Consider the following 11,876-nt stretch of genomic DNA (forward strand, 5'->3'; position numbering starts at 1 on the left):
ATAAGAATATCGACTAACCATCGAACAATCGTATCTTTATGTCACTTCTTGCAAGACAACACTGAGCGAAATGACAAGTGGACCTTTTCTCCGACCTGAAAGACTTGCGTCTGGTCGCTTATAACATCAGCAACTATCCGATTTCCCGAGCATTCAACATAATAACGCGTAATTAACCCGAGATAGGAAACGGAAATAATTGTTCCACTAAGACCTTCGGCGGATTCTCTCAAAATAACATCTTCAGGACGGACAAAAAGCAAATCATCTCCGAGACGTATTTTATTCAATTGCCCGGTAGCTTCCGCAACGTGGAGGTTTACAGGTGAAGAATAAATTTTTCGTGGAGAGTCAATCTGGGCAATCCTGCCGTCCTGCATTACAGCAATGCGGTTTGACAGTGCCATCGCCTCTTCCCGGTCATGTGTGACGAAAATGGTGGTCAGTTCAAACTGCTCCTGCAAACTGCGAACTTCTTCCCGCAGCATGATTTTCAACCCGGCATCAAGATTTGAAAAGGGCTCATCAAGGAGAAGAACTTTGGGATTCAGCACTAGCGCTCTAGCCAGGGCAACCCTCTGCTGCTGGCCTCCGCTTAAGCTTCTGATCCCCATGTCGGCCTGTTTGCCAAGACCGACCGTTTTCAGCATATTAAGCGCCTTATCTTTTGCCGAGGTATGGACGACCCCATGACAGCGAAGGCCATACATAACATTTTCTAAAACGGTCATATGCGGGAAAAGGGCATAGCTTTGAAAGACCGTACAGACAGGACGCTTTTCCGGTGGCAAATTCTGTATCGGAGTACCATCCAAAAGAATGGAACCGGCATCCGGAGAAAGAAATCCGCCAATCAGGCGGAGGGTTGTTGTCTTGCCGCAGCCGCTCGGTCCAAGAAGTGAAATCAGCTCTCCCTTTTGAATATCAAGACTAAGGTCAGCAACTACGGCTTTTGAAGCAAAAGATTTACACAATCCGTCTACACGGAGAAAAACAGGATTCATGCGCGTTGCCCCCGACTCATTGCCCAACCGGCAAAGGATAAATTTACCACTAGCGTGACAATTATGATCATTGACGCCAAAACAGACGCCAGTCCGTAATCTCCATCTCTTAAAACATTGAACAATTCTACTGTCGCCACTTTGGACACCGGAGATACAATAAAAATGATAGCCCCCACAGTTGTCATCGTGGCAGTGAAGGTATTGATGAAGCTGACCACCATTGCCGGTTTAAGAAGCGGGATAATAACCTGAAAAATAAGACGAAATCTACCAGAGCCAAGATCAGCGGCCGCATCTTCTGTTTCATGACTGATTCTGCTTAAACCGGCACTCACAGCTTTGGTGCTGACCGGTAATTGTCTAAACATGCAGTTAAGAACTACAATGATGCCGGTTCCGGTCAGGACGAGAGGTCCGTCATTAAAAGCAAGGATGTAACCAATTCCAAAAAACGGCCCGGGCATGATATAGGGCAGTGTGGCGAGAAAATCGATAACTCTTGAATAAAAACCTTTATGCCGCTCCAGATAATATGTGAGGACCGCACCGAAAAGACTTACCCCCACAGCGGCAATGAACGCATATTTACAACTCCGAAGAAAGCTAGCCATTTTCCCGAATCGGACAGCCTGGATATGTTCCATTGTGAAAACAAAATCACCATGGCGATAATCAAATATGGTTCCCAGAAAAATCACTGCATACTGCAACAGCATAATCAGCAGAAAAGCCCATGTCACAAAAGCCAGCAATCGAGTTATTAACGGTCCCATGGTGAAACCAGATAAGCCGTTTTTGCCAATACGCTGAAATGCTACAGAATCACCGTGTTGCTGATTGACAAAATGCCGATAGAAAAAAAAAGCCAGCAGAGATGGAATAAAGATAAGAGCACTCATTCCTGCGGCTATGTCCAAATTTCCCCTACCGATGACCTCTAGATAAGCCTCTGTAGCCAGCAAGGTGAACCTGCCGCCAATGATAATCGGGGTGCCGAAGTCAGAAAGGCATTTTATGAAAACAATAAATCCGGCAACAACTATACCCGGCACACTAAGCGGCAGGATGATGCGCCGGAAAGTACGCCAAGGCTTCCCACCTAGATCACGTGAGGCATCAAGCAATCGTGAATCAATGACTGAAAACATTCCCAGAATAAGCAAAGTAGCCAATGAAATGTTTCCCAGCACCTCCATCAGCACAACACCATGCATCCCGTAAGGGTTCCAGGATATTCTCAGTAAGTGGTATGTTATCAACCCTCGTTTGCCAAAAAGAATAATATAGGCAAGCGATGAAATAAAAGGAGGGGAAATCATGGTCAGCATAAGCGCACCCAAAATGAAACGCTTGAACCAGGCTGAACAGAACGCTATGTATACAGCTATATTTACAGCAAAAACAACAGTGAGAGTTGTGGACAAAGATGCACACACAACACTATCGCAAAGCAGGCCTGTTTTTTCCGCAAAAAGCTTTTGGTAGACGGTAAAAGAAAAAGTACCATCGGGAAAAAAGCTTTTAACAAGTACTTCAAAAACAGGCCATGCTATAAATATAACGACTGGCAAAGCAAGAAGAAGCCCTCTTACTTTTTCACGTCTACTCTCTGTGCCCATGTATCAAGAATCTGTTTTCGATTCGCGCAAATTGCAAATATGTTCACCGGAATAAGATCAGACGGCACAAAGCCAGCCATTTCTTTGGGAGGATCAATTTCAGGTCGAACCATGATGCGAGGATCTCTTTTCTGGATAAATTTTTGTCCTTCCAAAGAAAGAGCCCAATCTACAAAAGCTTTTGCCGCTTCCAGATTTTTTGCATTTTTAAAAATTGCCATTCCAGCAGGAAGCCATGGAATTCCATCCTTAGGGAATATAGTCTCTACCGGAAACTTTGCTTTCATATTGATGAATTCTCCGGAAAGCGGGGCAACACCTACCGCCATTTCACCGATGGCAACTTTTTTCGGAGGTTCACCACCACGTTTTGCAAAAAAAGGCACGTTCTTGGCGACATTCTCAAAATAGGTCCAGCCTTTCACTTCCCCCATTTGCTCAAGAAGACACGCGACAACAGCATAGGTCGTTCCGGATATTGCAGGATTAGCGATAAGGACTTCATCTTTATATTCCGGTTTGGCGAGGTCAGCCCATTTCTCTGGTTTTGCAATATTTTTCTCTGCAAGAACTTCAGTGTTTACAAGAAATCCTGCCATAACCAAAGAGATTCCCGTCCAATACCCTTTAGGGTCTCTGTATTGCAGAGGAATAGTCGCAGCCTCAGGGGATACATAAGAATATAGAAGTCCTTTGTCGGCGGCAGCAATAAAACTGTCTGCCCCGCCACCAAACCAAAGATCAGCCATAGGTCTCCCGCCTTCTGCCTCGCTCCTGGCAAGGACTTCCCCTGACGACATGTCTACAAACTGAACTTCTATACCTGTTTTTTTAGTAAATTCTGCAAAGATAGCCTCTTTGTCACCATACGCGGCCACTACTGACAATGTCTGAGCGGCAGAGTAAGCAGAAGAACTTGTTCCCAGTAACGCCAAAATTATGGCGATACACCCCATGACCTTATTGTATCGAAATAAGATACTCATCGTTGCACTCTCTTTTGCCTGTTAAAACGATAAATGTAATTTTTCTGGATCATGCTCAATCTTCCCTAGTGACCATGTGTCATGATTTTTTGATAATCAGAAAACCTAGGGGCATGATTGGATTCGACAGATATCGGAACTAGGATCTGAAGAATCAGAGCACAACCAATAAAAAAAACCGATAGATACGATCGGGAATATTTATCCAGCAAATAGAAATAAGTCAACAAACCGTATCACCAAAATTTTAAAGAAAAGATAGGCCATCTTCCCAGCAAGCTTAAAAAATTTTAATTTGGTCACGGATATTGGGATCAAATAAGTCAGGATCAATTGTGAGGACTCAACACTAGAGATGATGATAAGTCTGCTGTAATTATGATCGGTTATTTAACCGTTTTTTACGTGATTTAATAGTTTGGCGCACAATACGTACAAAAGAAAACGGTTTGCGATCTTAGATCACAAACCGTTTGTATTTACTTGGTTGCGGGGGCCGGATTTGAACCAACGACCTTCGGGTTATGAGCCCGACGAGCTACCAAACTGCTCCACCCCGCGTCAATGTGAAAAGACTTCTACATGCTAGCCCTGCCTCTGTCAACAGCAATACGACATTCTTTTAACTTATTTTAAATATTATTATTTTTACTGCTGCTTTCTTTGCTGAAATAGCCGACAAGCGCATTGCGCAGATCGTTCAGCAAACGAGTTTCCACGTTCCAGGAATGCCAATACAGGCTTACCGGTACCCGTCCCTGCGGAATGACTTCTATAAGGGTTCCGGCCGCTAGCTCCTCTGCCACCTGGAATTCAGGGGCCATTCCGTATGCCAGCCCCCTGCGCAGTACGTCCACAAACGCTTCCGACGAAGGAACGAAGCAAACAGGATAGACAAGCTTCTCGCCGGGAAACAGTTTTTCGAACATCCGGCCCTGAGTCTCGTCCTTGCGGTTGAACAAAGCCGTAGGAGCCCTGCATACTGTTTCGGATGTAAATCCGTCCCGGAACCATTGCTCGTAAAAATCTGCCGTGCTCAGGCAGAGGTAATCGAATGTTGCCAGATATTCGCTGCGGCAGTTCTTTAAAGCTCCGGCTCCGGTACCTATGCAGCCTACCACTTCACCGTTCTTGAGCATTTCATAAGTGCGGTTCTCATCGTCCACATAAATATCCGGAAGAATTTTATTTTCACGCAGGAATTCATCCATGGCGTCCAGAAACCATGTGGCCAGGGTATCGGCATTAACTCCCAGCGGCAGGGTTACGAACTCTCCTGCAGGTTTGAGACCGAGAGACTCCCCAAGCTCATGCTCCATCATCTGCAACTGCCGCAAATGCATGATTAGCTTCTGCCCGGCTTCAGTCGGCTCCGGGGGTACCGATCGCACCACAAGCACCTGTCCCAGCTGTTCCTCAAGATTTCGTATACGCTGGGAAACAGCGGATTGGGTGATGTGCAAACGTCTGGCCCCTTTATCGAAGCCGCCCTCCTCCACCACTGCCGCAAGGGCTTCAAGAAATCGTGTATCAAGCATGCTTAGGTTATTAGCAAAACTTATCTAAAATGAAAATATTTAATTTAACTTATGAAAGTTATCGATCTATTGTGCCTTGAACAACATCAAGGAGTTATTCAATGACAACGATAGTACCATATTTACAAGGACTTGGAACCGGAGCTGGTTTGATCATCGCCATCGGGGCGCAAAATGCGTTCGTGCTTTCCCAAAGCATACGGAAAAACAACCACCTGATCATCTGCCTGGTCTGTTCGCTTTGCGACGCAGTGCTCATAAGTCTGGGAGTGCTTGGCACAGGTGATCTTGTGGCATCCAATCCCATGCTGCTCAAGCCTGCTGCATGGGGGGGAGCCGCTTTTCTGGCCTGGTACGGATTGGGATCGTTCCGCTCTGCGATAAAGGGTGGAAGTCTGGTTGCTGAAAATGATACCGAAACCGGCTTGCGGTCCCTGATTATGCTCACGCTGGCCATTACCCTGCTCAACCCGCACGTTTATCTGGATACCGTAGTCATGCTGGGCTCCATGAGCGGGCAGTATGCAGGAGAAGGCCGTTACGCCTTCGGCCTCGGGGCAATCAGCGCATCATTTCTCTGGTTTTTCTCCCTAGGGCTGGGAGGACAGGCACTTGCACCGCTGTTCAGAAAGCAATCAACCTGGCGGGTTCTGGATATTGTAATCGGCATAACCATGTGGGCCATTGCCGCAAATCTTGCCGAAAAGGCGATCAATGCCTGAAATTTTGAAGGGGGAGGATTCTCTTCGGATTCATGCTTGCAAATACCTCAACATGACACGACCAAGGTCGGCAGGTTAGCCCTACCTGTCTTCCTTGGAATGCCAGAGTCGAAGGACATACACAGCGTCGTTTCTCACAAGGTATCTAATTACATACCTGCCAAAAACGAATTCCCGGACATTTTCGATTTCCTCAAGAGCTCTTCCGAGATAAGGCATCTGTGAAAAACGGTTTATGGCACTCTTGAGGTTAAGGACAACAGTACGGGCAGAATCAGGATCATGTAATGCTATAAATTCAAAAATTCTTTTTAGGTCCTCTACGGATTCAGGAGAAAATCTTATTTGCATTCCGGAACATCCGTTTCGTTTCCGGTTCCCCAGCTATCCATCCATGCAAAAACTTCATCGCCTTCGATAAATCGTCCAGCCTCAATGCTTTCAATTGCCAGAAGGGTCTCGACTTCACGCTTCTTCTGTTCTTCGTGATTACGTACAAACTCAGCCATGAATTCGCGCAAAATATGACTAGAACTCTGCCCGTGATCACTGGCTGCAAGTTCAAATTTTTTCTTCAATTCCGAATCAACTCTGGCTCTAATCGTATCCTGCATATGTCAACTCCTTCGTGTAGCTACAATACGCCACATATGGTCGCATGTAAATATTTCCTGAAGAGCAACAGCCGTATTAACAAGGTGCACTATCCAGAATTCTGATCGCGAAAAAACAATAAAAGTCCCGCAATCTGTTTGACGGCGGGACTTATGATTCAATCTTTCGGCATTGAGCCGCTTAAAAGCAGGGGCTATTTTTTGGTCCGGCTTTTGGGACAGGTATCCTCAAGATAGCAGACTTCACAGCCACCGGAATACGGAAACGGGGTGAACACAGCATACTGCCTGTTCACGGTTCCTTCGGCGTTCCATGTAAGACCGAGTGATTCAAAAGCGGCAAGGGCAGCTTCACCGGGTTTGGGCAGCGGTGCGCATTTGCCTTCTTCAAGCTCGGGAATCAGCGACTGTGCAGCGGACATTACCATGGTTATGGCCAGGTTGTGGTGGGCAAGTCCTTCCGTGGGAGTTGCCTGCCAGATTTCCTCAACTGCGTCTTCAACCTCTTTTTCAAGGTACATGAGCAGAAAATCAGTTCCCTTGCCGCCCTCAGGCTGCTGCAGCTTGTAAACCTTGAGAGACGGAAGCCATTCGTTCCAGTATTTTTCCAGGCTCTCCATAAGGGAATGCTCTATACGGGTGGTTCCGTTAAGTTCCGCAAAATAAAAGATATTGAATTCGGGCTGAGCCTGCATTTCCACAACTTTAAGGGCACACATATTTAAATCTCCTGACTTGTTTTCCGTGGTGCAAAGAGTTTTCCTTTACATTGTCCTGCCCATTGCCTCAAGTGTAAAAAATCCCCGGAAACCGCAGAGGCTTCCGGGGATTGCTTTCACGAGATAAACCCGAACCGCTAAAGTTTGCAGGCGGTTTTGAGGTCTTCTACTGCATCGGTACGTTCCCAGGTGAAGTCGGGATTGTTGCGGCCGAAGTGACCGTAACATGCGGAAGACTTGTAAATGGGACGTCTGAGGTCCAGACGTTTGGAAATGTAGAAAGGACGCAGGTCGAAAACTTCCTTGACGGCCTTGGTCAGGAGTTCATCGTCTACCTGGCCGGTGCCGTGGGAAGTTGCGAGTACGGAAACGGGTTCCGCAACACCGATTGCGTAGGCAACCTGAACTTCGGCACGTTCGGCAAGGCCGGCGGCAACGATGTTCTTGGCGATGTAACGGGCCATGTATGCGCCGGAACGGTCAACTTTGGAGGGGTCCTTTCCGGAGAATGCGCCGCCGCCGTGGTTACCCATGCCGCCGTAGGTGTCATTGATGATCTTACGACCGGTCAGTCCGCAGTCACCCATGGGGCCACCGATTACAAAACGGCCGGTGGTGTTGATGTATATTTTGGTTGCATCGTCGACCATGTCTTCGGGCAGGGTTGCGAGAATAACTTCACGCTTGATGTCTTCGTAGATCTGTTCCTGCTCGATACCATCGTCATGCTGTGCAGCGATAACTACATCGGCGATGCGGATGGGTTTTCCGTTGAAGTATTCGAAGGAAACCTCGGTTTTTCCGTCAGGGCGCAGATAAGGAATGGTCTTGTCCTTGCGTACTGCGGCCAGCTTGCGGGAAAGCTTGTGGGACCAGTAAATGGGAGCGGGCATCAGGGTATCGGTTTCAGTGCAGGCGAAGCCGAACATCATGCCCTGGTCACCGGCACCCTGGCTTTCGGGGGACTCGCGGTCAACACCCTGTGCGATGTCTAAGGACTGTTTGTCGATGGAAGAAATAACTGCGCAGGTATCAGCGTCAAACCCCATATCGGAGTTCACGTAACCTATTTCACGAATGGTATCGCGCACGATTGCCGGGAAATCGGCATAACCGCTGGTGGAGATTTCCCCTGCGATAAATGCCATACCGGTTGTCACCAGAGTTTCACAGGCAACTCGTGAATTCGGGTCCTGAGCGAGCAGGGTGTCGAGAATTGCGTCTGAAATCTGGTCGGCGACTTTGTCGGGATGACCTTCGGTTACGGATTCAGAGGTAAAAAAGTACTTGCCTTTGCTGCAGATCATTAAAAGTTCCTCCTGAGTATTAGAAAAAAGGGGGACGGGGCCACTCCCCGTCAACACCTTGAAATATATAGCTTGATTCAGCTATATAAATAAATTGACATATAAGAATGAGGACACATTACACTTTTATGAGCAGATTGTCTATTAATCTTGCCTTACCAAGATACACGGCCACGGCGCATAAAGCAGGGCCGTCCACCCTTTCAAGAATGGTTATGTTGTCCGGATCGACAATCTCAATGTAGTCAACCCTGCTGCCGGGAATATTGGCTGCGTAAAAAGCCTCAAGCTCATCCTTGAGTCTTGCGGCACTCTCTTCTCCCTCTTCGACCATTTCACGAAGCATCTTAAGCCCCTTGCAGAGCAAGGGGGCCACATTTTTCTCTTCCGTGGTAAGATAGGTATTCCGGGAACTGAGTGCCAGACCGGACTCCTCACGCACTATCTCGTGAGCGTGGATTTCCACCGGAATATTCAGATCCCGGACCATACGCTTGAGAATGGCCAGTTGCTGCCAGTCCTTCTGCCCGAAAACAGCCACCTGCGGCTGCGCCACCATGAAAAGTTTAGTGACCACTGTTGCCACGCCGCGAAAATGTACCGGGCGGGACTTGCCGCACAGATTGACTCCCAGTTCAGGGACTTCAACCCATGTGCAGTGGTCATCATAATACATGGAATCCCTTGTGGGGGTAAAAAGGATATCCACGCCGTGCTCCTGCGCAAGAGCGGCATCACGCTCAAGGTCGTGAGGATAATTATCCAGATCCTCTCCCGGACCGAACTGAGTAGGGTTCACGAACAGGCTTACGATCACAACGTCGGCCAGCTTCCGGGCTGCGTCCATGAGACTCGCATGCCCACGGTGAAAATATCCCATGGTCGGCACAAGGGCCACTTTTTTGCCCTGTGCGCGAAGCTCAAGAGCCCGTTTCTGTAATTCCTGCGGATTTTTTATTATTTCCATATTGTTTTACCGTCATGGTTTGAATGATACATAAATAATGGAAGACAGGGCTTAACCTGTACCTTCATAGTTATGCCCTGTCCATAGCACAGCCCGGCTCCTGCCGGTTTCCATACATTTTCTAACATGCCCGAAGCCCCGGCAACAGACCTGCCGATAGCATCATTATCCAACCACAAACTGCTCCTTGAATCACTCGTTATCACCGGTCGACACCTGCGCGCGCAGGCAACATAAGACCATGCATCCGAGCCGATTCGACTACAATGAATAATTATAACCTGTTACCGTCATATAAACGAACATTTATGAGCGAATTCGAACAAGTTGAGGTTGAATTGCAAAAACAATTTGATGGAATTGAAAAATAATGCGTTCATTTATCGACATTTTTTCATTTTTGATATAATTAGAAGTAACGGAAGGAAACCCAGAACATAGAGGTGATTTTACTATGAAAAAACTGATCAATGATGTGGAAAATGTCGTCAAGGAACAACTCGAAGGCATGGCTCTGGCTCACCCGGAGCTTACGGTCAATCTGGAACCGTTCTATGTCTGCCGGGCCGATGCTCCCGTAAAAGGCAAAGTGGCCGTTGTTTCCGGCGGCGGTTCCGGGCATGAGCCCATGCACGGCGGTTTTGTAGGTAAAGGAATGCTCGCAGGCGCCTGCCCCGGTGAAGTCTTCACTTCCCCTACTCCGGACCAGATGTATGAATGCGCCAAAGCCGTTGACGGCGGAGCAGGCGTTCTTTTCATGGTCAAGAACTACACCGGTGACGTGATGAACTTCGAAGCAGCTGCAGAACTGGTTGCGAGCGAAGGAATCAAGGTCCAGAACATTCTCATTGATGATGACGTTGCGGTCAAGGACAGCCTCTACACTGCCGGAAGACGCGGTGTTGGAACCACTGTTCTGGCCGAAAAAATAGTCGGTGCCGCAGCTGAGGAAGGCTATGACCTCGACAAATGCGCCGATCTCTGCCGCAAGGTTAACCAGTACGGCCGTTCCTTCGGCGTTGCGCTTACTTCATGCACTGTTCCCGCAGCAGGAAAACCGACCTTCGAACTCGGCGAAGACGAAGTCGAAATGGGTATCGGAATTCACGGCGAACCCGGAACCCATCGCATGCCCATCAAGTCCGTTGACGAGATGACCGCGTACGCTGCCGAGCAGATCATCGACGACCCCGCATACACCCGCATCGTTCGTGAATGGGACGGTAGCGAGTGGGTTGAAAAAACTCTTACCGACGAACCTTTCGCCAGCGGAGACAAGGTCATCGCTTTCGTAAACAGCATGGGTGGTACTCCCGTGTCCGAACTTTACGCTATCTACAAAAAGCTGGACGAAGTATGCAAGGCCAAGGGTCTGGAAATTGTCCGCAACCTTGTGGGGCCCTATATTACTTCCCTGGAAATGCAGGGTTTCTCAATCACACTGCTCAAAGTAGATGATGAAATTCTGAAATTCTGGGACGCACCGGTCAAAACTCCCGGCCTGACCTGGTAGCAGACTGAGTTATAGAAAGATAAAAGAATGCGCAGGCGCGGGGATCAATTTTCCGCGTCTGCGTTCCGGTTTCAGAGGATTGACTCCTCCGCCCGCATTAATTTAATTCTTTGCAATCCGCCTAATAATTTTTTCGGAACAACGTGACCGGGCGGGGTCATCAAGCACAGGAAATGAAATGGATAAAAAACAACTCATTGCATGGCTCGGAAGACTGAACGAAGTCTACACTGATAAAAAAGACTACCTCACCGATCTTGATGCCGCCATCGGAGATGCCGACCACGGCATCAACATGCACAGAGGATTCGGAAAGGTCATGGATAAACTCCCCACCGTGGAAGACAAGGACATCGGCACCATCCTCAAAACCGTAGGCATGACCCTCATGTCCAGCGTGGGCGGAGCAAGCGGCCCGCTGTACGGTACTTTCTGGATGAAGGGCGGAATGGTCCTGGCCGGCAAGGAAGAAATTGATTCCGAAGATTTTCACAAATTCATACAGGCCGGGGTGGAAGGCATCCTTCAGCGCGGCAGACCGCAGCTCGGGGACAAAACCATGTACGATTTATGGGCCCCTGTCCTTGAAACAGTTGCTGCAGAAGCCGGAAACGGCTCCGATGTGACTGCCATAGTCGATGCGGCTCTTCCCGTGGGAGAAAAAGCCCTTGCGGGAACAGTTCCGCTTCAGGCCAGAAAAGGCCGGGCCAGCTACCTTGGAGAAAGATCCATAGGGCATCAGGATCCCGGCGCAACCTCTTCCTATTACATGCTTGAAACCCTGAAGGAAGTTCTGGCCTAGCCGCTTATCCCGATGGCCGTTTTCGACCGGGAAAGAACAGATAAAGCAAAGAGCCTCCGGCAACCAAGCCGGAGGCCTTAAC

At 48.3% G+C, this 11,876-nt stretch carries 12 protein-coding genes and 1 tRNA gene; 3 read left to right on the top strand and 10 right to left on the bottom strand.

The annotated features are described in order from the left end of the window. Positions 1 to 41 precede the first annotated feature (41 nt). From ACKU4E_RS06740 to ACKU4E_RS06760, 5 genes are all read right to left on the bottom strand, one after another. Positions 42 to 1,004: an ABC transporter ATP-binding protein gene (locus ACKU4E_RS06740; RefSeq protein WP_320170314.1), complete on the bottom strand. Its 963-nt coding sequence runs from the start codon at positions 1,002 to 1,004 to the stop codon at positions 42 to 44. Next, positions 1,001 to 2,626 carry an iron ABC transporter permease gene (locus tag ACKU4E_RS06745; RefSeq protein WP_320170315.1) on the bottom strand — a complete coding sequence of 542 codons (1,626 nt, stop codon included), beginning with the start codon at positions 2,624 to 2,626 and terminating at the stop codon, positions 1,001 to 1,003. Before ACKU4E_RS06745 ends, ACKU4E_RS06740 begins: the two co-directional genes overlap by 4 nt. Continuing rightward, on the bottom strand, positions 2,596 to 3,612 hold the full coding sequence (locus ACKU4E_RS06750; protein ID WP_320170316.1) for an ABC transporter substrate-binding protein: 1,017 nt from the start codon (positions 3,610 to 3,612) through the stop codon (positions 2,596 to 2,598). The genes ACKU4E_RS06745 and ACKU4E_RS06750 overlap by 31 nt, the downstream gene beginning before the upstream one ends. 484 nt (positions 3,613 to 4,096) lie before the next feature. Next, positions 4,097 to 4,173: transfer RNA gene (locus ACKU4E_RS06755), tRNA-Met, on the bottom strand. Positions 4,174 to 4,244: 71 nt separating this feature from the next. Continuing rightward, complete coding sequence (locus tag ACKU4E_RS06760; protein WP_320170317.1) at positions 4,245 to 5,150, bottom strand: LysR family transcriptional regulator ArgP; 906 nt, start codon at positions 5,148 to 5,150, stop codon at positions 4,245 to 4,247. Positions 5,151 to 5,251: 101 nt separating this feature from the next. On the opposite strand from ACKU4E_RS06760, the gene ACKU4E_RS06765 reads away from it, so the two are divergent. Further along, a complete protein-coding gene (locus ACKU4E_RS06765; protein ID WP_320170318.1) occupies positions 5,252 to 5,872 on the top strand; it encodes a LysE/ArgO family amino acid transporter in 621 nt (206 codons plus the stop codon). 81 nt (positions 5,873 to 5,953) lie between these two features. Here ACKU4E_RS06765 and ACKU4E_RS06770 read toward each other — a convergent pair whose 3' ends face one another. The 5 genes from ACKU4E_RS06770 to panC form a co-directional block, all read right to left on the bottom strand. Then, entirely contained in the window at positions 5,954 to 6,223 is a 270-nt protein-coding gene (locus ACKU4E_RS06770) for a type II toxin-antitoxin system RelE/ParE family toxin (protein ID WP_320170319.1), read from the bottom strand. Further along, complete coding sequence (locus ACKU4E_RS06775) at positions 6,214 to 6,486, bottom strand: hypothetical protein (RefSeq protein WP_320170320.1); 273 nt, start codon at positions 6,484 to 6,486, stop codon at positions 6,214 to 6,216. Before ACKU4E_RS06775 ends, ACKU4E_RS06770 begins: the two co-directional genes overlap by 10 nt. A gap of 194 nt (positions 6,487 to 6,680) precedes the next feature. Continuing rightward, the gene (locus ACKU4E_RS06780; RefSeq protein ID WP_320170321.1) at positions 6,681 to 7,205 is read right to left on the bottom strand and encodes a hypothetical protein; all 525 of its coding nucleotides are present in this window, start codon (positions 7,203 to 7,205) and stop codon (positions 6,681 to 6,683) included. A 137-nt stretch (positions 7,206 to 7,342) separates the two neighbouring features. Then, positions 7,343 to 8,512, bottom strand: a complete 1,170-nt coding sequence (metK, locus tag ACKU4E_RS06785) for a methionine adenosyltransferase (RefSeq protein ID WP_320170322.1) — start codon at positions 8,510 to 8,512, stop codon at positions 7,343 to 7,345. 118 nt (positions 8,513 to 8,630) lie between these two features. Then, a complete protein-coding gene (panC, locus tag ACKU4E_RS06790; RefSeq protein WP_320170323.1) occupies positions 8,631 to 9,479 on the bottom strand; it encodes a pantoate--beta-alanine ligase in 849 nt (282 codons plus the stop codon). 454 nt (positions 9,480 to 9,933) lie between these two features. Between panC and dhaK the strand changes: the two genes are divergently transcribed. After that, a complete protein-coding gene (gene dhaK, locus ACKU4E_RS06795; protein WP_320170324.1) occupies positions 9,934 to 10,992 on the top strand; it encodes a dihydroxyacetone kinase subunit DhaK in 1,059 nt (352 codons plus the stop codon). 178 nt (positions 10,993 to 11,170) lie between these two features. Continuing rightward, positions 11,171 to 11,794 carry a dihydroxyacetone kinase subunit DhaL gene (gene dhaL / locus ACKU4E_RS06800; RefSeq protein WP_320170325.1) on the top strand — a complete coding sequence of 208 codons (624 nt, stop codon included), beginning with the start codon at positions 11,171 to 11,173 and terminating at the stop codon, positions 11,792 to 11,794. Positions 11,795 to 11,876 lie beyond the last annotated feature (82 nt).

This window comes from Maridesulfovibrio sp. (genome assembly GCF_963677005.1).
In the GTDB taxonomy this organism is placed as follows: Bacteria; Desulfobacterota; Desulfovibrionia; order Desulfovibrionales; family Desulfovibrionaceae; genus Maridesulfovibrio.